Source organism: Mycoplasma sp. CSL7475-4 (assembly GCF_024834065.1).
Taxonomy (GTDB): domain Bacteria; phylum Bacillota_I; class Bacilli_A; order Mycoplasmatales; family Metamycoplasmataceae; genus Mycoplasmopsis.
On sequence record NZ_JANUYA010000001.1, the window covers coordinates 179,540 to 206,489 of the forward strand.

The 26,950-nt window shown below is 29.8% G+C and carries 32 protein-coding genes; 6 read left to right on the forward strand and 26 right to left on the reverse strand.

Features of this window, described 5'->3' with window-relative positions:
• Positions 1-118 precede the first annotated feature (118 nt).
• The 4 genes from NXS15_RS00715 (at position 119) to NXS15_RS00730 (ending at position 3,525) form a co-directional block, all read left to right on the forward strand.
• On the forward strand, positions 119-994 hold the full coding sequence (locus tag NXS15_RS00715) for an alpha/beta fold hydrolase (RefSeq protein ID WP_259289960.1): 876 nt from the start codon (positions 119-121) through the stop codon (positions 992-994).
• 14 nt (positions 995-1,008) lie between these two features.
• Positions 1,009-1,923 carry an HpyAIV family type II restriction enzyme gene (locus tag NXS15_RS00720; RefSeq protein WP_259289961.1) on the forward strand — a complete coding sequence of 305 codons (915 nt, stop codon included), beginning with the start codon at positions 1,009-1,011 and terminating at the stop codon, positions 1,921-1,923.
• A gap of 116 nt (positions 1,924-2,039) precedes the next feature.
• Complete coding sequence (gene nadE / locus NXS15_RS00725) at positions 2,040-2,789, forward strand: NAD(+) synthase (protein WP_396888591.1); 750 nt, start codon at positions 2,040-2,042, stop codon at positions 2,787-2,789.
• A 1-nt stretch (position 2,790) separates the two neighbouring features.
• Entirely contained in the window at positions 2,791-3,525 is a 735-nt protein-coding gene (locus NXS15_RS00730) for a YebC/PmpR family DNA-binding transcriptional regulator (protein ID WP_259289963.1), read from the forward strand.
• A gap of 84 nt (positions 3,526-3,609) precedes the next feature.
• On the opposite strand, the gene NXS15_RS00735 is transcribed toward NXS15_RS00730, so the two are convergent.
• The 7 genes from NXS15_RS00735 to NXS15_RS00765 all read right to left on the reverse strand — a co-directional run bounded on the left by NXS15_RS00735 (position 3,610) and on the right by NXS15_RS00765 (position 9,734).
• Positions 3,610-4,407, reverse strand: coding sequence for an alpha/beta fold hydrolase (locus tag NXS15_RS00735; protein ID WP_259289964.1), 798 nt, complete (start codon positions 4,405-4,407; stop codon positions 3,610-3,612).
• Between the two features lie 111 nt (positions 4,408-4,518).
• Entirely contained in the window at positions 4,519-5,253 is a 735-nt protein-coding gene (locus NXS15_RS00740) for a nitroreductase family protein (protein ID WP_259289965.1), read from the reverse strand.
• Between the two features lie 48 nt (positions 5,254-5,301).
• A complete protein-coding gene (locus NXS15_RS00745) occupies positions 5,302-5,919 on the reverse strand; it encodes a ribonuclease HII (RefSeq protein WP_259289966.1) in 618 nt (205 codons plus the stop codon).
• Positions 5,920-5,958: 39 nt separating this feature from the next.
• Positions 5,959-6,792 carry a hypothetical protein gene (locus NXS15_RS00750; RefSeq protein ID WP_259289967.1) on the reverse strand — a complete coding sequence of 278 codons (834 nt, stop codon included), beginning with the start codon at positions 6,790-6,792 and terminating at the stop codon, positions 5,959-5,961.
• 13 nt (positions 6,793-6,805) lie between these two features.
• Positions 6,806-7,717: an RluA family pseudouridine synthase gene (locus NXS15_RS00755; protein WP_259289968.1), complete on the reverse strand. Its 912-nt coding sequence runs from the start codon at positions 7,715-7,717 to the stop codon at positions 6,806-6,808.
• Positions 7,718-7,779: 62 nt separating this feature from the next.
• The gene (locus NXS15_RS00760) at positions 7,780-9,204 is read right to left on the reverse strand and encodes a phosphotransferase (RefSeq protein WP_259289969.1); all 1,425 of its coding nucleotides are present in this window, start codon (positions 9,202-9,204) and stop codon (positions 7,780-7,782) included.
• Positions 9,204-9,734, reverse strand: coding sequence for an NUDIX domain-containing protein (locus tag NXS15_RS00765; protein WP_259289970.1), 531 nt, complete (start codon positions 9,732-9,734; stop codon positions 9,204-9,206). Before NXS15_RS00765 ends, NXS15_RS00760 begins: the two co-directional genes overlap by 1 nt.
• Positions 9,735-9,787: 53 nt before the next feature.
• On the opposite strand from NXS15_RS00765, the gene NXS15_RS00770 reads away from it, so the two are divergent.
• Complete coding sequence (locus NXS15_RS00770; protein WP_259289971.1) at positions 9,788-11,638, forward strand: ABC transporter permease subunit; 1,851 nt, start codon at positions 9,788-9,790, stop codon at positions 11,636-11,638.
• 29 nt (positions 11,639-11,667) lie between these two features.
• Here the strand turns inward: NXS15_RS00770 and NXS15_RS00775 are convergent, their stop codons facing one another.
• The 16 genes from NXS15_RS00775 to NXS15_RS00850 form a co-directional block, all read right to left on the reverse strand.
• A complete protein-coding gene (locus tag NXS15_RS00775) occupies positions 11,668-11,889 on the reverse strand; it encodes a phosphopantetheine-binding protein (protein WP_259289972.1) in 222 nt (73 codons plus the stop codon).
• Between the two features lie 7 nt (positions 11,890-11,896).
• The gene (prmC, locus tag NXS15_RS00780) at positions 11,897-12,610 is read right to left on the reverse strand and encodes a peptide chain release factor N(5)-glutamine methyltransferase (RefSeq protein ID WP_259289973.1); all 714 of its coding nucleotides are present in this window, start codon (positions 12,608-12,610) and stop codon (positions 11,897-11,899) included.
• Positions 12,610-13,689, reverse strand: a complete 1,080-nt coding sequence (gene prfA, locus NXS15_RS00785) for a peptide chain release factor 1 (protein ID WP_259289974.1) — start codon at positions 13,687-13,689, stop codon at positions 12,610-12,612. The genes prmC and prfA overlap by 1 nt, the downstream gene beginning before the upstream one ends.
• A 79-nt stretch (positions 13,690-13,768) precedes the next feature.
• Positions 13,769-14,746 carry an aspartate--ammonia ligase gene (locus NXS15_RS00790; RefSeq protein WP_259289975.1) on the reverse strand — a complete coding sequence of 326 codons (978 nt, stop codon included), beginning with the start codon at positions 14,744-14,746 and terminating at the stop codon, positions 13,769-13,771.
• A 34-nt stretch (positions 14,747-14,780) separates the two neighbouring features.
• A complete protein-coding gene (locus NXS15_RS00795; RefSeq protein ID WP_259289976.1) occupies positions 14,781-15,491 on the reverse strand; it encodes a hypothetical protein in 711 nt (236 codons plus the stop codon).
• Positions 15,492-15,568: 77 nt separating this feature from the next.
• Complete coding sequence (gene rplA, locus NXS15_RS00800) at positions 15,569-16,261, reverse strand: 50S ribosomal protein L1 (protein WP_259289977.1); 693 nt, start codon at positions 16,259-16,261, stop codon at positions 15,569-15,571.
• Positions 16,261-16,704, reverse strand: a complete 444-nt coding sequence (gene rplK, locus NXS15_RS00805) for a 50S ribosomal protein L11 (RefSeq protein ID WP_259289978.1) — start codon at positions 16,702-16,704, stop codon at positions 16,261-16,263. The genes rplA and rplK overlap by 1 nt, the downstream gene beginning before the upstream one ends.
• A gap of 196 nt (positions 16,705-16,900) precedes the next feature.
• The gene (locus NXS15_RS00810) at positions 16,901-17,458 is read right to left on the reverse strand and encodes a thermonuclease family protein (RefSeq protein ID WP_259289979.1); all 558 of its coding nucleotides are present in this window, start codon (positions 17,456-17,458) and stop codon (positions 16,901-16,903) included.
• Between the two features lie 113 nt (positions 17,459-17,571).
• A complete protein-coding gene (gatB, locus tag NXS15_RS00815; RefSeq protein ID WP_259289980.1) occupies positions 17,572-18,990 on the reverse strand; it encodes an Asp-tRNA(Asn)/Glu-tRNA(Gln) amidotransferase subunit GatB in 1,419 nt (472 codons plus the stop codon).
• A complete protein-coding gene (locus tag NXS15_RS00820; RefSeq protein WP_259289981.1) occupies positions 18,983-20,311 on the reverse strand; it encodes an amidase family protein in 1,329 nt (442 codons plus the stop codon). The genes gatB and NXS15_RS00820 overlap by 8 nt, the downstream gene beginning before the upstream one ends.
• On the reverse strand, positions 20,311-20,613 hold the full coding sequence (locus tag NXS15_RS00825; RefSeq protein ID WP_259289982.1) for an Asp-tRNA(Asn)/Glu-tRNA(Gln) amidotransferase subunit GatC: 303 nt from the start codon (positions 20,611-20,613) through the stop codon (positions 20,311-20,313). The genes NXS15_RS00820 and NXS15_RS00825 overlap by 1 nt, the downstream gene beginning before the upstream one ends.
• Before the next feature lie 7 nt (positions 20,614-20,620).
• Positions 20,621-21,481, reverse strand: a complete 861-nt coding sequence (locus tag NXS15_RS00830; protein WP_259289983.1) for an RluA family pseudouridine synthase — start codon at positions 21,479-21,481, stop codon at positions 20,621-20,623.
• A 26-nt stretch (positions 21,482-21,507) separates the two neighbouring features.
• The gene (scpB, locus tag NXS15_RS00835; protein ID WP_259289984.1) at positions 21,508-22,092 is read right to left on the reverse strand and encodes an SMC-Scp complex subunit ScpB; all 585 of its coding nucleotides are present in this window, start codon (positions 22,090-22,092) and stop codon (positions 21,508-21,510) included.
• Positions 22,082-22,837: a segregation/condensation protein A gene (locus NXS15_RS00840; RefSeq protein ID WP_259289985.1), complete on the reverse strand. Its 756-nt coding sequence runs from the start codon at positions 22,835-22,837 to the stop codon at positions 22,082-22,084. Before NXS15_RS00840 ends, scpB begins: the two co-directional genes overlap by 11 nt.
• Entirely contained in the window at positions 22,830-23,573 is a 744-nt protein-coding gene (locus NXS15_RS00845; protein ID WP_259289986.1) for a lysophospholipid acyltransferase family protein, read from the reverse strand. Before NXS15_RS00845 ends, NXS15_RS00840 begins: the two co-directional genes overlap by 8 nt.
• A gap of 9 nt (positions 23,574-23,582) precedes the next feature.
• Positions 23,583-23,885 (reverse strand): 4'-phosphopantetheinyl transferase superfamily protein, encoded by a 303-nt coding sequence (locus tag NXS15_RS00850; protein WP_259289987.1) that lies wholly within the window; start codon positions 23,883-23,885, stop codon positions 23,583-23,585.
• A gap of 144 nt (positions 23,886-24,029) precedes the next feature.
• Here NXS15_RS00850 and recU point away from each other — a divergent pair, with 144 nt between their 5' ends.
• A complete protein-coding gene (gene recU / locus NXS15_RS00855; protein WP_259289988.1) occupies positions 24,030-24,518 on the forward strand; it encodes a Holliday junction resolvase RecU in 489 nt (162 codons plus the stop codon).
• On the opposite strand, the gene NXS15_RS00860 is transcribed toward recU, so the two are convergent.
• From NXS15_RS00860 to cmk, 3 genes are all read right to left on the reverse strand, one after another.
• Complete coding sequence (locus NXS15_RS00860; RefSeq protein ID WP_259289989.1) at positions 24,507-24,782, reverse strand: HU family DNA-binding protein; 276 nt, start codon at positions 24,780-24,782, stop codon at positions 24,507-24,509. The genes recU and NXS15_RS00860 overlap by 12 nt on opposite strands.
• Positions 24,783-24,910: 128 nt before the next feature.
• Positions 24,911-26,221 carry a ribosome biogenesis GTPase Der gene (gene der, locus NXS15_RS00865; protein ID WP_259289990.1) on the reverse strand — a complete coding sequence of 437 codons (1,311 nt, stop codon included), beginning with the start codon at positions 26,219-26,221 and terminating at the stop codon, positions 24,911-24,913.
• The gene (cmk, locus tag NXS15_RS00870; protein WP_259289991.1) at positions 26,211-26,888 is read right to left on the reverse strand and encodes a (d)CMP kinase; all 678 of its coding nucleotides are present in this window, start codon (positions 26,886-26,888) and stop codon (positions 26,211-26,213) included. The genes der and cmk overlap by 11 nt, the downstream gene beginning before the upstream one ends.
• Between the last annotated feature and the right edge of the window lie 62 nt (positions 26,889-26,950).

Below are 26,950 nucleotides of genomic sequence, written 5' to 3' on the forward strand. Positions count from 1 at the left end.
TCGTTCCAGAACTTTATTTTTTACTAAAATACACGTTTTTAAGTGTAAAAAGTTAAACACAACTACAATGAAAGCAATATTTTAAACAGTGTTAGTTTTTTTAAACTATAATTAAATAATGAACTTTAATTATATTGATTTTGATAATGAACAAATTCCGATTTACACAGACGATCGTAAAAGTGATACTACAATATTATTTTTACACGGGATAAATTCAAGCAGCGATTTTTGTCAAAAACTTATTGAATTAGACCACGAGTATAACACTGTTGCAATCAATTTTCCTGGCAGTAAATATATTCAAAGCGAAGACATAAATTCTAAAATTAATTTAGATAAATGATGCGAGTACGCTGATCAAGTTATTAGCAGAATAAAAACAAAACACATATACATTATTGCACACTCAATGTCTGGTTATGTTGGGGCAAAACTAGCAAATCACAATCGAGTTAGAAAAGTAATTTTACTTTCTCCTATCAATCCTAATATGGTTAAATCTCAGTCATATTCAATGATGAAAAATTTATTGAATAACAACGCAAAATCAGGTGATTTTTGAACAAAAATATTGAGCATGGGTCTAAAATTTTCATCAATTGGTCGCAGTATTATGAACGTTAATGAAAAATGGATTCCTATAATCAAAGATAATTTACTTAACCCTGAATTTCTAAAAAAATTGGATGATTTGTATACAGTAAACAAAAATAAATTGATTTTTATGATCGGTGAAAATGACCCCATTGTTGATACTAAACGTTTAATAGAATATGCAATGAACATTGACGCAGCACATTTGATTATCGGTAAAAATCACTCGCCTCTATACACAGATCCTAAAGGAATTAATCATTTTTTAAATATTTTATTAAAGCCGAAAAAAAGATTTTGAAACACAAGATTTATTGATTTTAATAAAAACAAAATGGAAGTCTTTGTTGAACAAGAACCAGAAAATTTTGAAGAAATATTTAATATCCAAAATTAGATAAAGGAGAAATAATGGATTACACTAGTTTTGAACTAAAGTTAAGAAGCATATTGAACAATGGTAATGGGCCAAAATTATTGCTTAAATTAATCGAATCGCCTTATCGATTCAATTCAAATTTGCACCCGTTCAATATTGTTACTAAATTAGAACAATCTTTTTTAAGAGCACAAGAGAACAATTATTACAAATTTATTGTAAATTGTGCAGAGGAAATTTTCTATTCTAATTTAGACGATATTGAGCACTTAAAAAATTCATTTAAATTGGACTATGTTATTGACAGAGACAATTTGGATGATATGAATTCAGAAGAAATTATTGATAAAAGCGAAGTTATTAAATTTAGGACTTCAATTGCTTTTCGTAACTCAACTGATAAGGAAATGACCTTAATATTTGCACGAAAAAGAGACACTTTTTCGCAAAAGAAAGCTGATGAATTTATTGAACAATCTATAATTAGAGCTAAAGCACTCTCGCAAGGAAATCCTGATTGAAAAATCAAATATATTGTGTGGTTTATTGACCCTTTATACACAAGTTCGAAAGAAAAATTCGATAACTTTACAAATAACGAACATTTGCAAGATATTTCAATTTCATTTAGATATGGTGCGGATTTGTTTAGTGATTATATGTTGGAAAATAAATGAAGAGAGATTGAAGACAATATCAATTTATTTAAAGAAAAAAATGAAGACTTTTTCTTAAAAATGCCAAATTTATCAACTGATAAAGAAACACTTGAATTTATGATAACAATGAGTGATAATGCTTGAGAAAAACTATCATCATTCGAGCCTGATATGGTCAAATTGAGAGAAATTGTTTTTGATAATGAGAATGAAAATAGCAACTTCAAAAAAGCTTCACGAATGAGAATACAAGTTTTAAATGATAGTTCAAGTGAATTAAATGAATAAATTTATTCAAAATTTAAGCTATATATTGTATATATAGTAATATTCTTATATAAGAAAATGGAGTTAATATGCCGAGAATTGGTTTGAGAGAAAACAGTAATATAAATTCAAAACCTATTGAACAAAAAATTGAACAATATAGCAATTATTTGGTTAATTGATTGCGTGAACGTGTAAAAAAAGCCAAAGCAAAAGGTTTAATTGTCGGAATTAGTGGTGGGATAGATTCAGCATTGGTTTCTGCTCTTGCAAAACGCGCTTTTCCCGACAATACTATTGGCGTTGTCATGCCAATAGATTCAATGAGTTTTGACTTAAATGATATTGAACAGCTACAAAAAAACATTGAATTAAATTTAATTTCAGTTGATTTGAAATCAACGTTTGAAGAAATAAAATCAGCAACAAATGTTACTGATAAAATGTCATTAAGCAACATCAAACCTAGATTGAGAATGACAACGTTGTATGCTTTAGCACAACAAAAAAATTATCTAGTTGTCGGTACTGACAATGAAGATGAATTATTTATTGGTTATTTCACCAAACATGGTGATGGGGGAGTTGATATACTTCCAATTTCTAGATTATTAAAAAATGAGGTTAGATTACTTGCCAAACACCTAAATGTTCCGGACTCAATTATTAATAAAAAACCTTCTGCCGGTTTATGAGAAGGACAAAGTGATGAAGACGAATTAGGTTTTTCGTATAATGATTTAGATAATTACTTAAATAATAATTTAGATTTATTAGATACTAATATAAAATTTAAAATTGAAAGATTGCATAGAGCAACTCATCATAAAAGACAAAAAGCATATCAGCCCAAAACAATAGAACAATATTTTAAGAAGGAGAAATAATATGGCAGGACATTCACATTCAGCTAATATAGCACACCGTAAAGGTGCACAAGATGCAGCAAGAGGGAAAATATTCCAAAAACTATTTAAAGAGATTTATGTAGTAGCAACTGGTGCTGGCGGAGCTGATCCAGATTCAAACCCAGCTTTAAAATTAGCAATTTCTAAAGCAAAAGCAAAAAACATGCCTAAAGCCAATATTGAAAGAGCTTTAGCGAAGGCAAAAGGTGAAGCGAAAGATGGCGCAAGTTTTGTTGAAACTTTATTCAATGCCACAATTACTGGTGGAGCAACATTTTTAATTAAAACATTGAGCGACAACATGAATCGTACTAAGTCATCAATGACCGCATACTTTAACCGTCAAAACGCAACCCTAGGTAAAACAGGTCAAGTTCCTTTTCAATTTGATTTACAAGGTATTATTGAGGTATCAAAAGAATTGGTTGATGAAGATACAATTACTTTAACATCATTGGAACACGGAGCAAGTGATATTGATGTGGATGATAGCAGTTATCTAATTTCAACAACACCAGATGTGTTTAGTGAAGTTAAAAACGCTATTGAAAACGAATTAGGTATCAGTGAATTTTTACAATGTGAAGTTACATATATCCCTAATTCAACTGTGAAATTTGACGAAGAAAAAACAGAAAAAATCAAGGAATTTATTGCTAAACTTGAAGATGATGACGATGTTCAAGAAGTATTTCACAATATTGAATTAGACTAATCACAAATCAAAATGCGCTTTTGCGCATTTTTTTATATTCTAAAAATGCAATAAAAAAAAGTAGCTAACAAAGCTACCAAATATTTATTTCTTTAGTAAAAATGGTTCTAGAATTGAAATAAAACTATCTCAATTTTCTTCAAACATCATATGCCCTGTCTTAGGAATGAATGTTGTTTGTACATCTTTAACGTGTTCGTTGAAATACTTCAAACACTGATCTCTTGCAATTACAGCGTCTTTTTCACCCAATATTAATAGCGTTGGCACATTAATGCTCTCTAAACCTGCCTCAATATCATCGTGTAATTTTAAAACAGGTAAAGAATCTCCTAATTCTAAAATATCAGGGTTATTAAAGTCATCTGCATTGAATGTAGCTTTTGTTAAACGCATTCACTTTTCATCATTAGTGAATTTTGAAATATCAAAATATAAACCTCTAAGAAAATTCAAAAATTCATCAAAGTTCTTTGGAAAATATGTTTGTTTATAGGCATCTGCTGTTGCTAAAGATGTTTTATTCATCGGTGCTACATAAACCATTTTTTTGAATAGTTCAGGTCTCATGCGGTAGGCTAATGAAATTGTCCCACCCCCCATTGAGTGTCCGATTAGAGTAACATTTTTTAATTGATTTTGCTCAATAAAATCAATCAATAACTCAGCAAATTGATACACACTAAGTTTATGGTTTTTTACTGCTTTGACTCCACTATTTCCTGGGAATTGAATTGCATAATAATTTGAATTTTTTCAATAATTTTGAAACAATTTAAATGTGTTTGGGCTTGAATTAAAACCGTGAACAAAAATTATATTTTCTTCGGGATTGTTGTTATCTTTAAAAACATAAGGATAATCGTAAATAATTTTTTTCATTTTTCTCCATTTTTTAATTTTTATGATTTGTTATTTTGTTATACTTAACAAGCGATGAGCCGCATTGAAGTGAGTAACTTCTATGTACCGCCTGTGAAAACAGGTGTTTTTTTATTTTTTTATTAATTTTAAATCTCAAATTTTTTCAATGATGTCAGTGTTCATTTTGTAACTTGAGGCTGATTTTATGGTTGCATGAGTGTATGAATATGCTGTTTTGTCAGGAGCAATTGATTTAAAGTAATCTAAAATTTGATCATTGTATTCAGCGACATCATGTTTTAATCTGTCAATATCGTATTTATTTTCAAATACTCTATTCAATTTAGGTTTAATTTTACCTTCACTAGCTTTGTGGCCAATGGCTAACGAAACAACTGGAAAAGCTTGTCCTTGTATGTTTAAATTTGTGATTAATGGTTCAACCATCATTCTTGTTAAACCTAGAAATAAGGTATCAAGTCCTAGGCTCAAAGCCATATCTTGTGCCATAGTTGCTTGAATAAAAGCATCACTTACAGCGACAGTGTATGATTCAGTTGAATTGCTATTGTATTCATACTCAGGAAATTCCTTTTTCGCTTCATTCATTCTATTGAAATCAGCTAAAAAAACCAATAATATATCAGCTGTTTTTAAGGCTCCTGTAAATTTGTTTGCCTTGCTTAACTCAGTCAATATTTCACGGTCTTTGACAACAATAACACTCGATGAGTGCCAATTAGATGATGTAGGTGCTGAATTTACTGCGTCAATTATTTTTTTATACTCATCATCAGTGATTGGGTTATTTGTATCAAATTCCCTAACACTATATCTGTCCATAATTTTTTGATAAAAATTCATATTAACTCCCTTTAAATATTTGAATTGTAAATATATTTTACATTTGTTTTAGATTTTATTGTTTTTAAAAACTGAAAGACTATTGACAACGTTTTTATAAGTTATTCTATGCTCTTCACAAATTCCGTGTTTTTCAATCAATTTATTGTGTAATTTTGTACAGTATCCTTTGTGCTTATCAAAACAATATTGAGGATATTTAGTTGACAATGAGTTCATGTAATTGTCACGGTAAACTTTTGCAATTATTGAAGCGGCAGCTACTGATAAAGACTGAGAATCGCCTTTAATTAAATTGATTTGCTCAATATAAGAAATGTCGACTTTTTCAAAATCAGTAATTATTAAATCGGCAAAATTTAATTCTTCCACAATTTCCTTCATTAACTTTCTTGTTGCTTGTTTAGGGTTCAATTCATCTACTTGTTTTGGTGTAGCAATTTTAATTGAATATTTTATTGCATCTTTTTTGATAATTTCAAAAGCTTTATCACGTTGCTTTTGACTTAATTTTTTTGAATCATTAATCAGACTATTTGTATATCCTTTAGGCAAAATTACCCCAGCAACAACGAGCGGGCCAGCACATGCGCCTCTACCTGCTTCATCAATTCCTAAAATATTATTTTTGTTTGAGTATTCTTTTTCAATATCTAAGTTGTACATTATTTACCTCGATAAAAAAGCGGCATTTCAGCCACAAATTTATTTATTTTTTTCTAGAATATCGTAAATTAAGTTAGCTAATTCTTCTTTGTCCATTTTTTCGTAGCCACTAATATATAATTTTTCGGCAATTGCAAATAATTTGGAATTTGGTAAGGAAATTAACTGACTTATTTTTTCATTTCTGACTGTTTCTTTTTGTTGTTTTTCTTGTAATATTTTCTCGTCTTCGGTGTTTTTATCAGATTTTTGATCGTTTTCAGTTGTTATTTTTGAACCGAATAATTGAGACATCATATTTGATAATTCTTCGTTCTCTGCCATTTGACTTTTTAAGCTTTGCATAGCTTTTGCATTAGCAAAGGCAAGACCAATAAATTTTGTTTCTTTAATAAAGCCATAATAAAATGCTATATTCATTACAATTAATAGAGCCCCAATTGTAATTGATGCAATTTCAATTGGATCTAAATTTGTATTTTTATTAAATGATCTAGTGAATAAAAGGATTAAATTTATGATCGAAATAAACGACATTATTCCGTAAAACATTATTGCACGTTGATCTAAATATTCAAATGTTTTTTCTTTATAGCTCTTGGAAATACCTTTGTAGTACGTTACGGCAATATAGATATTGATTGATAGTAACACCAAATCTATTAGCACATCTGATGGTAATTTTAATTTTCCTTCTTGCAGAGAGTTTTCTCTAATAAAAAGCAATGTTGCATCAACTATCGTCTTAGTGATAATAGTCAATAAAATCAACCCTATTGAAACACAAGCACCAATAATAAATAATCTAAATCTTGATTTTTCTAAAGATCAAAGTTCATTTGTATCGGTAATTTTTAAATAATCTCTTTTCATTTTTCTCCTTTTACTAGTTTTCTAATTGACTAAAATCAAAATCGGCAACATCAAATTCCTTTGGAATTGGGGCGTAGACTTTAATATGTTTATTTGTTATCGGGTGATCGAATTCAAGTTTGTACGCATGCAAACGTTGATTGAAATCATCTACTTTTTTATTATAAACAGGATCGCCAAACACTGGATGTCCTATATATTTTAAGTGAACACGAATTTGATGAGTTCTACCAGTTTGTAACTCGCACCGAACTAATGATTTTGGTGTCTTGTCTAAATAGAAATGTTTCAATAAGTAAACAGTAGTTATTGAATCTTTACCGTCTCTATGCACAGTCATTTTCTTTCTATCATTTGCGTGTCTATTGATAGGTAAATTTATTTTAGTGGTTTTGTTTTCAATCAAACCGTCAGCAATAGCAATATACGAACGGTGAATATTGTGTTCTTTAAGCATTTCGACCAATTTGATATGTGTTTCATTGTTTTTAGCAACAATTAATAAGCCACTTGTATCTTTATCTATTCGATGGACAATCCCAGGTCTTAATAAACCATTTTCATTTGATAGTGTTTTAAAATGGTGCAATAAACCATTAACCAATGTATCGTCGTAATGACCGGGTGCTGGGTGCACCACCAGTGAAGTTGGTTTATTCAAAATCACTAAATGGTCATCTTCGTACACGATATCTAAACTCATAGCAGTGGGAACAACATTAGTTTCTTTTTCGATTAGTTTGGTAATTGTAATGTTTCAACCTGGTTGAACTATGTATTTAGGTTTATTGACTGGTATTGTGTTGTTATTCAATAAAACTGCACCTTGCAAAATTAATTGTTTAACATCATTTCTTGAAAGTTCCGAATTATCGGAAATATACTTGTCTATTCTCTCTTTATAAGTTACTTCTAATTTAATCATATGATTATTATATATAATTATTATTTTAGATTAAATTAGTTTAGTAATTATACGTATTCTATTTATTTTAAATATTTTAGATTATTCAAAACATGTTTTGTTAGTCAATCGAAATCAAAGTCAGGATTAAAGGTTAATGATCAAGAAATACCATAAAAATTAACAATGGCCTTCACACGATAATATTCATCGAAATCAAAGTAATCTTCAGTATTTTTTCTATAAATTTCTATAAATTTCTTCTCATCTTCTGTGTTATAGTCAAGATCGGAACAATGATATGCTATATCGAAATATTTTGAATTTAGCGATGCGTATTCGAAGTCTATTATCTTGATATTATTTGTTTTATCCAGCAATATATTAGCTCTATTTAAATCATTATGACTGACCACATCATTTGGAAGATATTTAGCATTAGAAATAATTTTATTTTTAATATTTTGTGTAAATACACTGTTATATTTTTTGTGATCCTTTAATTGTTCGACATAATGAATAATGCGTTCATATATTTTGTTGTTTAATAATTTAACATTGTAGTTGTGAATATCGGCAATCGCAATTGCGATTTTTTTTCTAATTTCTCAGTCATTAAAGTCAATGTCACACGCTTGGATGAATTTTCTAACAATTATCTTTTCGTCTTCATAGATAACTTTTTGATTGGGTTTTAAATTATTAAACACACTTAAATTGTGCAAATGATTAAATCCGTTTAGACGTTTCTGTTGTATAAATAAATCATTTTTAACATAGGAAATGTTGGTGTAGCCAGCGGTTAATTGTTTGATGTTATCATCTATGATTAAATTAGAATAAGTTTTTTTATACGCCAATTCTTTGAATTTATCATAAATATAAGTAACTTCAACGAATTCTTCCTCTGTTATAGCAAACTCTTTTTCAATTAACTCTTTATCAATATTTAAGTTTCGATACAAGGCAATAGCATCAAAGAATGGATGTGATTTTCTTACTCATTCGAAATCAATTAGTTTTATTTCTCCCTTTTCATTGATCAATATGTTTTTACCATTAAGATCATTGTGTCCAGTTACTAAATCTTTATTTTTTGAATATTTTGCTACTAATTCTTGATATTTTTTGTCACCCTCACCATAATAGAAAAAGTCAATTGGTTCAAGTTCAATTTTTATTTTGTGGAATTTTTTAACTTCTCGTATTAGGTCTAGTTGATTTGAGTAACTTAACTCAACATTCTCAATGTTTTTGCCTTCAAACCATTTCTTTATCAAAATACCGTCTTGATAGTAAATTGTACTTTTGAATTGAGATAAGATTTTTGATTCTTTTGAATGATCAACTAGATTTGATTTAGGTAATCGAATTTGAACTTTAGAATTTTGATAAACACCTGTAAATGTTAAATTGTGAAAACCTTCATAAACAAATTCAATGTTACTTAATTGAACAAAAATTTTCTGGTCTATTTTTTGCTTCAATAATTCAATTTGTTTTTCCATTATAAATTGTTTCCTTCTTCACCAAAACCGGTCTGGCTGTTGATTTCAAACAATAAGCTAATAATATTTAAACTGTGTTGTCTAAATTCGCCTTTTTCCATCATTGTCTTAATTTCATCAAAATCACAATACTTTAATTGATCCACTTCTTCTTTTTGCAATTTGAATTGATCTATATTTCAATCGGTTCTGACAACATAATAATCGATGATAAACTTAGAATAATATTGAGAAAAGGCGGGTTTTTTACTGATTTTATTGATTTCAAAGCCAATTTCTTCTAATGTTTCACGGCAAGCCCCTTCGTAAGAGCTCTCGCCTGATGATACAGCACCACCGGCGCTGAAATCTCATAAACCAGGTGCAACACTTTTATCTTTTGAACGTTTTTGAATCAGCATTTTGCCTTCGTTATTGAATAAGACAATAAACACAGCCAATAAATTATCATTTGGTCCTAATTTTTCGCCTCTAATTATTGTCCTATTAGTTCTATTTCTCTCATCATCATAAATATCAAGATATTCCATTTTTATCCTCCGTTTTTTATTCCGTTATTTTAATATTTTTTTATACTTAATATATGCAAAAAAGAACGCAAAAAACAAACAAAGAAAAGAGATTTGTTGATATTTTGATAATATCAACCGCTGTTTTGTTTTTGATGTTGATGTTTGCGTTTATATTAATAATTATATGAAAAGCAACAAATTTAGTGGTAAAAAAAGGTATTGCACCACTTGGATGAAATTATACTCTTGCCGATATTAACGGCGGAATTTTAAGCGGTATAACCTATACATTTGTTCTAGCATTTTTGACATTGATTCTTTCAATACCGCTTTCGCTTAAAACTGCAATATTTATTAATTTTAGACTACATAATAAACTGCAATGAGGCATTAAACTATTTTTTAAAATAATCGGTGGTTTACCTTCAGTTATATTCGCTTTATTTGCACTTAAATTTTTATCCAAAGGAAGCGAGTGAATCTTAAATGTTTCTGATGGACGTAATTTATTGACCGCAATAATGATGTTCTTTGTTTATAATTGTGCAGTTTTGACTAATATACTGAATAATGTATTGAATAAATTTCAATTGATACACAAAAGATTAGCAAAAGATAAAGGTCTTAGCGACTCATTGATAATTTATAAAATTATTTTGAGAGATAAGAAAAAACAAATTTTTAGAGCATTTTTTATTGCGTTTATGAAGGTTGTAGGCGAAGCATCGGCCGGTTCGTTCGTTTTGTGAAGCAATTCAAAAGCTGGCGTATGAAACAACGGATTATTTGGATTTTTTAATTCACATTTAAAATCATCAGCAACTTTGATAACTACTAATTTTTTTACCGAATCTAAAGCTGAAGTTAGAGATTATTTATTTTCACTATCTCTGATGTTAATTATTTTTATCTCATTGATAAACTATATGATTCGCAAGTTAAGTTTATTGAAATTCAATCAAAAAAGCGAAAAACAAATAATTCTGCTATATAACACAAAGATAAATAACGAAACAAAGAAAACATATTGAAGTGTCTATAATTGATACAAAAAAATAACAGAAATCATTGCTTTTATTGCTCTAGTTTGCATTCTTTCATCTACATTTTTATTTATTTTTATTGGCGGAATAATTTCAACATTTTCAAAAACGACCACCTTTAAATTTGGTACAAACACTACTTTATGAACAACTGCTATGACACTATATGGTGCGCTATGAACAACCATTTTTGTTATTCCAATTTCCTTTTTAATTTCACTTTATTTTGAAAAAACCAACCGTAAATCGTGATTTTCAAGATTGCTAAACACCAGTATTTTAATGAGTATGGGACTTCCTTCATTAATTCATGGTTTGTTTGCTTATTCTATTTTTATACAGGTATTGCATCTAACATTGAGTCCACAACATGATTCTTCACTACTGGCTGGGGTAATGTCGGTAATTGCTTTATTAATTCCAGTAATGGTCAAACACTTTAATAATGGATTCAAAAACGTGAACAAAAATATTGTTGAACGATTACGGACAAAAGGATTATCAAACAGAGAAATATTTTTAAAAGTCAAGTTAGTCGCTGTGATCCCAACATTTATAAAAGCATTGCTATTGTGTTTTGTCTTATTTATCGCCGAAGCATCTCCATTTCTTTTAACATCTGGCCATCATAATTCACCAGTCTTTTCGCTTCTTTATTCACAACAAACACTGACAACCAGAATGGTTACTGAATTAAATAATCATGGTCACAACTCAACAAATATTATGTATGAATGCGCCTTTATTGCAATTTGTTTAACTTCATTGTTGACAATAATTGAACACACATTGACGCCAAAATTAATAGTGAAATATAACCAAAAGGTAAATCGTTACCTTCAACAATTTAATCTAAATATGAAACTTAAATTGGTGTAAAAAAATAAAGTTGTTGAATTAGAACAACTTTATTTTTTAGTATTTTCAATTAATGACACTACGTCTTTAATGGTTTTTATTTTCATTAATTCCGAATCACTAACTCTGATATTTAATTCTTCTTCCAATTCAAAGACTAATTCAGCAAGTGTTAATGAGTCGATTTTCAATTCTTTTAATTCAGATTCTAAAGAAACTTTGCCTTTAGAATATTTTTGAACTCTTTGTATTACTTTTTCTTTAATATCCATAGGTAAATTATACAACAATTACAAAACGTGGTTTTTTGTTTATATCATTAATGATAACCGCATTTTCTAATGCTTTTCATTTTTCCAGGTGTAACGGGTTTATTTCTAAAATTAATTTACCGCCTGGCTTTAGGTATTTCTTGTATTCTTTGAGTATTTTTTCATAGAAATATCAACCTTGATCCTCAGCAAACAGTGCGTGTTGAGGTTCAAAATTAAGGGATTGTTGATTTTCTAATTTAATATTGGGATCTAAATAAGGTGGATTTGAAACAATTAAGTCAAAGCGATCGTTAATTTTTTCAAACAAGTCACTTTTAATAACTTTAATGTCTCTATGGTCGTTGAAATTTTGCTTAATATTTTCATTCGTTTGATCAATCGCTTCTTGATCAATGTCAGAAAGAGTAACTGAAACATTTTTTATATTTTTTTTGATTGCTAAACCGATGAAACCAGAACCACAGCACAAGTCTAAAACATTAATATTATCAATATTTTTTGAGTATTTTTCAATAATCATGTGTACCATCTCTTCGGTTTCATAACGAGGGATTAATACCTTGTGATTAAGGTTGATTCGTGTATTCAAAAATTCAACATAACCCATAATATATTGAATTGGCATTCCTGAATCAAGCTTTATTTTTTCTTCATCAGTAATTATTTGTTGTAAGCCATAACGTTTTTTTTCTAGTAATAAGTCTTCAACTGTTGGCATTATTTTAAACCACTGGCGGCAATTTTCTGATTTTGTTCTTCTGTCAATAAACTTTGAATGATTGGTTCTAATTTACCTTCAATAACTTGTTTTAAAGAAGACGAGAAACCAATACGGTGATCTGTCACACGGTCTTGTGGGTAATTATATGTTCTGATTTTTTCGCTACGGTCACCATGCCCTGCTAATTTACGATAACTAGATTCTTCATCTTGTTTTTTTTGTAATTCCAAATCATATAATTTTGATTTTAACACTGACATTGCCGCTTCACGGTTAGCAATTTGACTTCTTTGATCTTGTGAACTTACAACAATTCCTGTAGGAATGTGTGTAATTCTAACTGCTGAGTCAGTTGTGTTAACACTTTGTCCACCAGCACCAGATGAACGGTATGTATCAATATTTAAGTCTGTTGGTTTGATTTCAATGTCAACGCTGTCGTCAATTTCTGGCATTACAGTTACAGTAACTGTTGAAGTGTGAATACGGCCACTACTTTCAGTAGTAGGGATTCTTTGCACACGATGTACACCGGTTTCGAATTTTAATTTAGAATAAGCATTTTCGCCCTTAACCATAAAAACTATTTGGCTAAAACCACCTGCGTTAGCTGGCGAAGATGACAATATTGTGTGTTTAAAGCCGATTTCTTCAGCGTATTTTGAATACATTCTGTACAAGTCACCGGCAAAAATATTAGCTTCATCTCCTCCGGCAGCTCCTCTGATTTCGATAATAACATTTTTATCATCATTTTCATCTTTTGGCAAAATAAGAATTTTTAATTCTGCTTCTAACTCGTCCAATTTTGGCTCATTTTCTTCGATTATTGATTTAGCAAACAACACTTCTTCACTATCTTTTGAAGACAACATTTCTTTGGCTGTTTTAACGTCCTTTTCAAGATTTTGGTATGTAGTGAAGGCCTGCGCAATATCTTTAATTTTACCGACTTCGCGGTTTATTTTTGTATACTCCTTTATATCGTTTATAACTGATTCTTCAGTCAATTTATTAGTTAATTCGTCATATTTACTCTTGATTCCAAGTAATGATTTGTACATTGTTTGTTCCATAGTTCTATATTATAAACGAAACATTAAATATTGTGCCTACATATACGTTTATTAGCAATAAAAATAGTAGCAAAAGCTACTATAGTAAATAAATGTTTTGTTTTTCTAATTCGTCTTTAATGTCTTTAGGTCAATAAGATGACTGAACTTCACCGATGTGTTGCTTTTCTAACATAACCATGCTCAATCTACTTTGTCCAATTCCACCACCAATTGTTAGTGGCAAAATATCATCAATAATGCCTGAGTGAAATTCCGATATTTTTTTGACTTCTTCAGTACTTAATCCAGACTGCTCAATTAAAGATTTTTTATCTACCCTGATACCCATTGATGATATTTCAATTGCCTTATTTTTTCAAGGGGCATAGACGATTAAATCGCCGTTTAGATATCAATCGTCATAGTCGAATGCTCTGTTTGAGTGTGGTTTTCCAGATTTTAAATTTCAACCAATTTGATAGATAAATATTGTTCCTTTTACTGAAGCTAGTTCGTTTTCTCTTTGCTCTGGAGTTAAATGAGGATATAAATCTTCCAATTCTTGAGCACTTATAAAATAAACTTCCTCGCTAAAGTGATGCTCTAAATTATATTTCTGATTTATATGTTTTTTAGTATCAACAATACATTTATTGATTGAATTAACAATTGATTTTAAATAATCAATATTTCTATCTTTTGGCAAAATTATTTTTTCTCAATCTCATTGATCGACGTAATATGAGTGTGTATCATCTAATGTTTCTTCACGTCTGATTGCGTTCATGTCAGTATACAATCCTTCGTATACATCGAAATGATAGTTATATAATGCTTGTCTTTTTCATTTTGCTAACGAGTGAACAATTTCAAGTTCTTCTGCGGTGTCTTTAGGAAAGAATTTAACTGGTTTTTCCCCGCTTAAACCATCATTCAATCCTGATTTTTGTGAGACAAATAGGGGTGCTGTTGCTCTTGTTAAGTTAAGTTCTTTTTTCAATTCTTCTTGAAAAAAAGATTTAAGGTCCTGAATTGCGCTCTGGGTTTGTCTAATTGACAATTTTGATTTATACATTTTCCTCCTTCGTTTTTATTGCTAAAAATAATATCTAATTGGCACTAACTTTAGATAGATTTTCATTTCATCTTTTTGATAGTGATTTTCAAATTAAATAAATGTATGGAATTCCTAAGTTAGTTTCTATCAATGAGTCAATAATTATTGGGCCTCATTGTAATTTTCTAATACCATTTATCATCAGTGCTAATTCTCAAGCGAATTGCACACTAATTCCGATAATTAACATTCTAATTATTGGTAATTGTGACTGTTTTGTTACTAAATTATAAGTTATTAAGGCAAAGTAACCTAAGACTAGCATTGCTGCCATTACTCAATGGTATTTACCTGTTTCTCTTCAAATTATAATTTGCTGTGCGTTAGGCTGTAGTCTTGAAATCAATGGTGAACAGATTCATCAAATTGCAATAATCAAGGCAAAATGCAATAGATGTTTGTCTTTTTTAATTGCGAGTCATATCAATAGAAAATTTGTTGTTCCGTAACTCATTGATAATCATAATAAAAATCAGAATGGATTAGCTCCAATAACTACTCTTTGACCCAAAGCTTTGTAAAAAATACCTCAGTCAACTATAAAGTACAATATACCACCAACAAAGGAAAATATAGCACTCATATATTTTTTCTTATAGATTATTAATGCGTATAAAAAAACTAAAAATATTATGTCTAAAATAACTAAAGTTAAATTCATTTGTCTACTTGGAATATTGTTAGGAATTAAACTATTATTCATTTTTCCTCCTTTAATTGATAATTTTACTTTATTTAAAAAATGGTAAAAGAAAACCAAGCAAAAGCTTGATTATTATATTATTTTTCAATTTTAACTTTAATACCAGGACCCATTGTAGGTGAAACAACAAGATTTTGCATGTATGTACCTTTAACGGTTGTTGGTTTAAGTTTTTTAATTAAGTTGATAACTGTTTGTGCGTTTTCAACTAATTTAGTTGTATCCATTGATACTTTACCGATTTGTGTATGAACAACACCAGCTTTATCAGTTCTATAGTTTGCTTTACCTTTTTTAAGTTCTTCAACTGCTTTTTCAGGAGTTGGAGTAACTGTTCCGGTTTTAGGGTTAGGCATTAAACCTTTAGGCCCAAGTTTTTTACCGTATTTACCTAAAATAGGCATCATTGCTGGGTCAGCAACCATAACATCAAAGTCGAATTCATCTTCTTTGATTTTTTGTTCTAAAGCAGCACCGTCAACAACTTGATCAGCACCAGCGGCTTTAGCTAGTTTTTGTTTTTCTGGGTTATTTGTAACAACTAAAACAGTGATTGATTTACCTGTACCGTGTGGAAGTAAAACTGCACCACGTAATTGTTGATCAGCTTTACGAACGTCAAGGTTTAATTTAAATACTAATTCAACTGAACCATCAAATTTTGAATATGATGTTCTTTTTGCTAATTCAATAGCTTCTGTTAAGTCATAAGCAACATTTTTATCAAATGATTCTCATGCTGCTTTAATTTTTTTACCAACTTTAGCCATTATTTATCTCCTTCTGAATCGAAACCTTCGATTAGAATACCCATGTTTTTAGCAGTTCCAGCAATTGTTCTCATTGCTGCTTCAATGTTGTTAGTATTTAAATCTGGTAATTTGTATTCTGCGATTTCTCTTAATTGGTCAACAGTAATTGTTGCAACTTTAGTTGTTTTAGCGTTAGAGCTACCTTTTGAAAGCTTTGCAGCTTTAATTAATTTGTAACTTGCAGGTGCTGTAAAAATTTTGAAGTCAAATGATTTGTCTTTGTAAACTGTAATTTGTACAGGAACTGGTTCGTCACCTCTGTCACGTGTTGCATCGTTGAAAGCACGAGTAAAGTCAGGCATGTTAATACCAACACCAGCTAGAGCTGGACCTGGTTTAGCTTGACCGGCTTTGAACTGTAATTTACGAACACGAACAATATCAGCTTTTGATTTTGCCATAATAATTTATCCTTTCGATAGTGTGGTTCTAGCGATTTTTATCTCCCACTAGTTAAGAGGCAATCATATATATTAAATTGCTTTTTAATTATAAATTCAATTGTAAAAAATAATAATTTTTTTTTAAACTTAATAAAAATTGCCGAATTTATACGTTTTTTAATTGAAAAAAGTAAAAATGCAAAGTGCTAAATAATTATTTTTTGTAAAAAATATCTCCGATTTTATATTTTCAAATACCTATTTTATTTCTTTTTGCCATCGACTCAGCTGCAACTAATTTGTCATAATATGCTTTAATTTTTCAATTATTATTCCAATAATTAATATTACTTCTTTTTTTATCGAGGTATTTCACACGCGCAAGACCGTTCGAAACTAAGTAAATATTTGCGTCAATATTTTGATAATTTCAAACCCTAGCAACTAGGCGATTATAACGATCGATACTTATTATTTGAATTTTGATTGGTTTATTGTTTAATAACTTTATTAAAGCTTGCTTAGCCTTTTGAGCATAAGCATTTTCTAATGTGGCAATGACATTGTGAGCTTTTTTAGTCTCTGGAGTATCAATACCTAAAAAACGAATGCCGGTTCGTTTGTTATTGTAATTAAGATAAATCGTATCCCCGTCACTGACATGATAATATTCGAAATTAACGATTTTTCCAGATGTTGAAAACGTTGAATCACAAGCAACAACACATACGGGACTTAAAAGAATTGGTAGAAAATGAAGCTTAAATTTCATATTTGAATATTTGCTTATTGATGATTTTTTTCAATAAAAAGACTTTTTTATTATTTTTATTGAAAAAACAATAGAAAAAAGCATCAGACATACGCCTAATGCTTTTCTAAATTTTAATTATTAAATTTTTCATTCAGTATTTTTTCAATAATTTCAATCGCTTTTGTAGGGTTTACTTGACCACCAGAAATTTTCATTAATGAACCTTGAATCATTTTTAAAACTCTTTCAGGTCTGGTAGGGTACTCGTCAATAACTTTTGTGTTTTGTGCGATTATTTCATTAACTCAATTAGCGATTGTTGATGTATCTGAAATTTGAGCAAGTTTGTGTTTTTGAACCAATTCATCAATATTTTCATTGAAATTTTGCAATAAAGGTATTAATTTTTTAAATGCCCTTCCACTTATTACCTCGTTGTCTAATAAAGCAATAGCTTGCTCAATATATACTGGTTTAATGTTTAATTCAACTACGTGTTTTTGCAATGAATTTGCAAGTGAGACAATTTCAGCGAAAAATAGTTTAGATAATTTATCTTTATTATCAACATTTATTGAGTCAAAGAAGTTGGCTAGCTCAATATCATTTACTAAAGAATTGATATAAATTTGTTGAATTCCACTATCTTTATATCTTTGCTCTCTTTCTCATGGCAATTCATTAATTTTAATTGAATTAATAAAATCATCACTTATTTTAATTATTGGAATATTTGGTTCGGGAAAATATTTATAATCAACTTGACCGGTTTTAACACGCATTGAGACATTTGTTTGATTTTCGGGGTTAAAACGTTTTGTTTCTTGCAATATTTTTTCACCCATTCTTAATTTTTTAGTTTGGATTTCAATTTCGTTTTCAATCGCTTTAGCAATACCACGGAAGGTATTGATGTTTTTAATTTCAACCTTAGTACCAAAAACATCAAAGCCTTTTGGTCTTAATGAAATATTTACGTCAGCTCTTAATGATCCTTCTTCCATTTTGGCATCAGAAATACCTAAAGATAAAGCGATTTGACGAATACTGCTTACATATTCGACTGCTTGCTCAGCACTTCTGATTGAAGGTGTTGTTACTATTTCGATTAAAGGTACGCCCGCACGGTTGTAATCTAATTTAGTAACTTCGCCGTGGTGTTGTCTTGCCGTGTCTTCTTCTAAATGTATTCTTTCAATTTCAACTTTTGAACCTGTTTCACGATTTGTAATAATATGTCCGTTTGAACCAATTGGTCTAAAAAATTGAGTAATTTGATAGCCCTTTGGTAAATCGGTATAAAAATAGTTTTTACGGTCAAAATGCATTTCAGTATCAATGTCCATTTTCAAGGCTTTTGCAAGTTTTATAGCACTGATTACTGCTTCTTTATTCAATAAAGGTAAGGTTCCTGGGTAACCTAAATCAATCTGGTTAATTGTGGTGTTAGGTTGGGCGTTAAAATCTATTCTTGCCGGTGAGAACATTTTAGTTTTAGTGTTTAATTCAAGGTGTATTTCTATCCCAATAACTACTTCAAAACTATTCATTTTTGCCTCCTAAAAATTCCTCAATTCATAAAGTGTGCGAAAGTAATTTTTCGTCAGTGTAAATTGCTGAATCTATTGCTAAATTAATACCTAATTCTTTTTCTTTAATTCAAGGGATTGTTATTGATGGGTTACCAGCTAAGTTTGAAGTTGTTAAAATGTATTCCATAAAGTCATATGACTTATTCTTTGTTGAATCAATAAAAGGGGCTATATCGCCGCTTGCTGGGTAAATAACAACATCATATTTTGAATGTAAATCATCTCAATACTCTTTGATTAATCTTCTAACTTGTTGAGCTTTTATAAATAATTCTTTTTGGTTTTCTGAAAACAAGAAAATGCTTCCTAAAGTCAATCTTCTTTGAACCATTGTTCCAAAACCTTGAGAACGAGTGTTAGTCATTATTTGTTCTCAACTTTCACCTTGTTTTCTTTCGCCGAATGCAATTCCGTTTAAATTAGACAAATTCGAAGAAGCTTCAGAGTAAGAGATAATATCGTAAACAGGTTTAACAGCCCTTAATAAATCCTCATTAATTTTGACTTTTTCAATTGAAATATCTGTATTTTCTAGTTTTTCAATAAGAGCTTTGTATGATTGGCTTGTAAAAGGTGAAAGATATTTTTCATCAATATCTAAAACAACAATTGATCTTGGTTTTAATTTCGCTACATTGTCAATTTTGACTTCTACAGTTGTAAAATCTTTGTTATCTATGCCATATAAAACTTGTGAAATTAAAGCAATATCATTGGTGTTGTGAGCAAAATAACTAACAGTATCTAATGAAGATGCGTATGCAAACATACCATATCTACTAATTGCTCCATAGCTAGGTTTAAAACCAACAATTGAATTATATGAAGCAGGTAGACGCACACTATCACCGGTGTCTGAACCAAGTGCAAATGAAATATTTTCAGTTAATGTAGCGGCTGAACCTGAAGAAGATCCACCTGCTAATCTTTGTGAGTCTTTAGGGTTAGCAATCAAACCGAAAGCACTAAAAGTCCCAGTTCCCCCTAAAGCCAATTCATCATTGTATACCTTAGCAACTGGAATAGCTCCGGCGTCAATTAGTTTTTGAACTGATGTTGCATTATAACCAGGTTTAAAATTAGCCAATAATTTACTTGATGCAGTTGTTTTGGCATTATTTGTGGCAAAAACATCTTTAATAGTAAAAACAGCATTTTTTAGTAAACCTTCAGTATTTTTATTGAAATTTTCTTCAAAAACGTGTGCTACTGCGTTATTTTTATCAGCTTTTAATTCAGCTAATGCTTTATCCAAATTTCCGTAATTTAATAGTTTCATTATTTCACCACCTTAGATGTTATTATGTAGTCTTCATCGGCATCAGAAGCGTTTTGTAAGGCTTGCTCTTTTGTGATTGCTCAATCGTTATTTTCAATATCTTCTCTGAAAAAATCAACCAAAGGTTTTTCGTTGATATGTGTTAAAGGTTTTACGCCTTCTGTATCTATTTTTTGCATATTAGATATTTGTTTTTCTAATGTATTTCACTCTGAAAGAATTTGTTCTATGACTTCATCGCTTGGTTCTAAAAGTAAATTTTTAACGATACTTATTAGTTTTTCTTTATCTATGACTTTCATTTTTCTCCTATACTCAATTTTTTGGTTTGCATGAGAAGGTTTTATCATTTAAATAAGATAGATTGCCTTCTAAATTTTTAAATTTCAATGAATACGAATGCAACAACACACGTCTAAAGGCTTTGGCGCCATATTTAGTATCTCCAACTATTGGGGCATTTAAATATGCACAAGTGGCTCTAATTTGATGTTTTTTACCAGTTATTATTTTTGCGTGGTATTGTCCGTTAATTCATTCAATGTTTGTTATTGCTAATTGTGAGTTTTTTGTTTCATTATTGCTTATAATCATACGCTTTTGCGACTCGTTTTTACTGATAAATAGTGAGTAAAGATTATCAGTAATTTTTGCCTCAGAGACAAAAATATAATCCTTATCAAAGGCGTTATTTGCTTTGTTTAATTCAACTAATGACTCATAGTTTTTTGCATAAACTATCAGGCCGCTTGTGACTTTATCTAGTCTTCCAACATGACTGGGTTTAAACGAAGTGTTTTGTTCAAAATTTAAATATGAATAAACTTGTTGGTCAAGCGAATTTGAATTTCCGTGAACTTCGACGCCTTCTTTTTTATTGATTAAAATAATATTGTCATCTTCGTATATAATCTCGCTTGTTAAGGTTATTGATGAGTTGAATTTAGTCAATAACGAGTCATTATCATTGAGTCCATAAACTTCAATAATGTCATTTTCTTGAATTATGTAATTAAAGTCTTTTGTGCGTTTGGAGTTTATTTTTACGTCACCGTTACGCAGTGTTTTATGTAATTTAGATAAGGGCACTTTTTTGTATATTGAAGATAGAAATTTCAATAATTTGCGTTGATTATCGTTAGATGTCGCAATAAAAGATTGCTTTGACATTGTAATATAAAATAGTGGAAAAACCACTATTCGTATTGGTCGGGTCTTTGCGAGTCAAAGAAACTGAAATCTTCTTGAGATTCATCATCTAAACCATCAACAAAGTTAAACTCATTTAATCTTGGTAAATCAGCCATTGTTTTAATTCTAAAGTAATCATAAAACTTGTTAGTGATTCCGTATAAAACAGGGTTACCAGGAGTAGGGCTTATACCAACTTCTTCAATAACACCTTTTGCCAATAATGTATTCATTACTTGTTCACTGGCCACTCCACGAATGTTATTAACCATTGAACGAGTTACAGGAGCTTTATAAGCCACAATACCTGCAACTTCAATAGCAGCATTTGACAATCTGTGTTTCTTAACAACTTGCACCATTTTCGCAATGTATTCACGATATGTTTCACGTGTTGCTAATTTATATATTTCATTGAAATTTACAACTTTTAGGGCAGTTTCGCGCTTGTTGTATTCTTTAATGAAATCATTAATCACTTTTTTTGCTTCCTGTGTTGTATTAAGGTTGAAAATTTCTTTTACTTGTTCCAAAGTTAAACCTTCATCACCTTGAATATACAATAAAGCTTCTAAAATATTATTTTTCATATTCTGGACCTCTTTCGAATGTAATTGTTCCGAATTGTTCTTTTTGGGTTAATTTGATTCTTTGTGTTTTAACTAAGACTAAAATTGCTAAAAAAGTAATTACGAAGTGGTTCATGCTTGGCTGATTAAAGATCATTTCAAACGTTACATTTTCATAATTATCGAATAGATTTAAAATAAATGGAATTTGATCTTGCGGTGTTAATTGGAAATGGTCTAATTTTGTTTGTCTTAATTTTTGTGCGTAAGTACGCTCAAACATTTTTCTTAAAACTGTAACAAGTTTAAGTGGGTTAGAAGTCCCGTCTAGTTGAGATTTATCGTCATCAACTAAAAACTCTTCAATATCACTTGGTTTTTTAATAAAGATCAATTTTCTAGCTTCTTCTCTTTCACGTAAAGCTTTTGAAATTTCTTTAAATTGTTGATATTCATACAAACGACGCAATATTTCTCGCTTGTCTTCTTCAATTTCTGGTTTTTCTTCTGGGGTGTACAAAATCATTTTTGTTTTCAACGCTAATAATGTTGCGGCCATAACTAAATATTCACCAGCAATATCAATTTCATTATCTTGTAAATTTTGAATGATATTTAAGTAAGCTGAAGCTAACTCGGCAACATCAATATCCATGATGTCTTTTTTCTTATCTTGGACCAATGCTAATAATAAATCTAGTGGACCATCAAAATTTTTAATATTTATTGAAAATTTTTCTGTGTCATTTACAAAAATACTACTCATTTTCTAAAGCCTTTTCAATTAATGTTTTTACACGTGAAGCAACTGCTTGATTTTCCATAGATAGAAATTCTCCTGGCTTAATAGCTTTTAAAAAGTTAACTTTGACAACAAGTTTTTTAGCACGATTTTTATTCAATGCATCTCGTGTGTCGCTGATAGCCACAGGAATAATTGATAGATATTGACTTTGAGCAACTTTAACTGCTCCTGCTTTAAATTCGCCTAAACCATCTTCTTTAATTCTGGTTCCTTCTGGGAAAATAACTCCGTATCTTTTATTAGACTTAATAAAATCACCGTAGGTTTTTAAAGCTTTAACTGATTGTCTAATGTCTTGACGGTTGATAAAGATAGTATCTAATAATTCCAATGCATTTTTAACAATTCCTTTTTTCTTCAACTCAATTTTTGCTAAAAAAGTTGGTATTTTATTTCCACCTTGTTTGGCATGATTTGTCTTTCTTAATGCCGCTAGCAAAATCACTGGATCCATATTTGACTTGTGATTAGGCATTAAGATTGCCGGTGATTTAGGTAAATCATCATAGCCTGTAACTTCTAACTTAACATTAAAGTATCAAAGAATTTGTCTTGCTCTCTTCAACAAGTAGTCATTTCTTTGTTGAGGTGTTGAGTCATTAGGCTGTCTACGATATTTTCTTGCCTGTGCTCTCAGTCTTCATAAACACCATAGAAAATGTCATCATAGAAAAATCATTTTTATATTAAAACTCATAATTGCTCCTTAATTTTTACTTACTACAAAGGCAATAACTAAATCGCCTTCGTTACTATTGGAAATTGTGTAGTTATCATTGTATTCTCATCCAGTTTCAGTGTGTGTCAATTCAATTTTATTGAACTCAAACAACTGATTATCAGCTTTGAATAAAGCTTCTTTGATTGCTCAAATAGTTGCTAAATCCTTAGCCTTATTTTTGCTCTTGGCAATAATTTTTAGTTCATTTGGATGACAATAACGCTTCTCAAATCCGTTAGGAATATTTAGAAATCTCTGGATTGATGTTATATCTACTCCTATTTTCATATGATTATTATAATTTATTTTATTTATTAATATTAAATATTAATTTATATTAAGCGTGAATTTGATTAAAGTATTATTTTTTGCCTAAAATTAATTATTTTTTCCTTTTTTATTTTTTTCAATAATTTTTGGTGTTTTTATTGCATGAATAAAAATCGTGGAATGCTGTTAGAAAAAATCATAAACCAAACAATTTCATATTATGAAAAAAATGGTCTTGCTCTAATTGAAAAGAAAACTTTACCTATTAAATTTCATAAAATGAATTCAAATAAAGAAGTCAGCGGGGCTTTTGTCTTTAAGAAAAGTACTGTTGATTACATCGGTTGTTTCAATGGAACTTTTATTGCATTTGAAGCCAAAAGCACAAACGAAAATAGACTGCCATCATCCAATATTTCTACTCACCAAATTGAATATTTAAGCAAAATTAATTCATTAGGAGGTATCTCTTTTTTCATTGTTTTATTTTCTTTATGAGATGAATTCTATTTGATTGATGCTATGTACTTAATTGAACATTGAAAAAAATCGTGGTCATATGAAGAAATAAAAAATGCCGGATACTCTATCGAGCTAACGTATCCAGGCATTATTGATTTTTTACCTTATTTAAACAACTTATTCGGCTAGTTGTTCTTTTAAATATTTAGATGGTTTAAATTTAACAACACGTTTCTTTTTAATTGTTATTTTTTCTTTTGTGAAATGATTAATAGCATCACGTCCATCTCTAACGACAGTTTCGAATGTTCCAAGAGCACTTAGTTGAACTTTTTCATCTCTTACAAGACAATCTTTAAGTACGCTAATAAACTTTTCAAAAAAGTCGTTAGCAATTCTAACGGGAACGCCCATTAAATCAGCCACTTCTGCAACAAATTCTTTTTTAGTCATATTATTCCTTTCGTTAATTTAACATTTTATTATATTATTTTCGTTTCATATTTCTAAATAAATAAAGAAGAGAAATTTGATTGAAAAAGAAAATATAGAAAAAATACTCTTTTTTTATTGAAAGAATTTTATTCTAGACCTGATTTATTTTTGAAAATCAATTTTATTGGTGTACCTTCAAAGTCAATCATTTGTCTAATTTGTTTTTCTAAAAATCTTTCATAGCTTCAGTGTAGAAATTTTTTATTGTTTACATAAAACATAAAAGTTGGGATTCTAGTATTTAATAATTTTCTCGCAAAATAAATATTTAACCTTCCTCCATTGTAAGGAGCAGCGGGTTGAATTAATTGAGTTTCTCTTATCAAGTTAGAAAGTATTGACGGTTTAACATCACGTTCTAAATTTTCTTTGACATGTAAAATTGTCTCTAATAATTTATCAATTCTTTTGTTTTGCAAGACAGAGATAAATCTAAATGGCACTCAAGGAACAAAGTGGAATTTGTTACGCATATTTTTTTCAAAATTGGCCATTGTGTTTGTTTCTTTTTCAATTAAATCTCATTTGTTTATTGCAATTATTATTGGTTTTGAGTTTTCTAGAGCATATCCAATTATTCTAGAATCAAAATGGCTTAATTCTCTTGACGCATCAATCATAATTATTGATAAATCTGATTCATCAAGAGCTGAAATCGCACGCATCAATGCGTACTTATCGATCATGTCAACAATTTTACTTTTCTTGGTAATACCTGCAGTATCGACCAACTCAAATTTTTGGTCTTTAATTGTAACAAAAGTTTTAACGCTATCTCTGGTTGTTCCGGCAATATCGCTGACAATTGATCTTTCTTCACCTGATAGTAAGTTTAATAATGAAGATTTACCAGAATTTGGTCTTCCGATTATTGAAAGTCTGAAATTTTTATCAGTTTTTTCATCATCAAGATTTAAGTAAAACAGACATTCATCGAGCACATCACCAACCCCGTGTCCGTGTTGTGCACTGATTTGGAATATTTTATCAACCCCAAGAGAATATCATGATCAATTAAATAAATCTTTATTGTCAAGCTTATTGGCAACAACTATTACTGGTTTGCCGCTTTTACGAAGAATACTCAAAATCATCTGGTCATCGTTTGTTATTTCCGAAGAACCATCCACCATAAAAACAATTACATTCGCTTCATCAATTGCAATTTTTGCCTGAGTTCTAATTTGTTCTTGAAAAGGCCGGTTTTCTACTTCAATTCCGCCTGTGTCAATAACTTTAATTTCTTTACCGCTTCACTCAAAAGTTTCGTATAGTCTGTCTCTAGTTACACCAGGTTCATCGTATGTAATTGAACTTTTTTTGCCCACTAAACGGTTAAATAAAGTACTTTTACCAACATTTGGCTTTCCGATTATTGCGATTACGTTATTTCTCATTCTCTTTTTCCTTAATTAATGAAACAATGTTTTCAACTACTGTTTCGAAACTCATTGAAGTGCAATCGATAACTTTTGCGTCAGGAACTATTTTTAGAGGATCGTTTTTTCTGCTTGAATCTTGTTTATCTCTTGCTTCAACTTCGGCTAATACTTCATTGAAGTTTGTATTGTAACCTAATTGTTGGTTTTGTAAAATACGACGTCTCGCTCTTTCATTTGCTGTAGCTGTTAGGAAAATTTTTACTTCTGCATGAGGCATAATACGATATGTGGTGTCTCTGCCATCCATAATGTATCCTTTGTTTGCTCTTGTAATTTTTTGTATATATTCAACAACATATTCTCTAACTTTTTTGTAAACAGCAATGTTTGATGAAATTTGTGAGATTTCATCAGATCTTATTAATAAAGTTATATCTTTCCCGTCAGCAAAAATTTTCTGATTTTCATCTAAAGTTATTTTTAAAATTTCATCTTTTAAGTTTTGGTTAACAAGTTCTTCGTTTTTATGGTCGATATTCAATTGGTTAATCACGTAAGCGATAGCACGATAAACACTGCCAGAACTTAAAAAGGCATAATTAATTCTCTTCGCTACTTCTTGTGAAACTGTGGACTTACCAGCACCTGATGGTCCGTCAATAGCAACGTTAATTTTTTTCATATTTCTCCTTACATAATAGCGTTTAAAACTACAATATATAAATCTTACTAAAAAAAGTAATT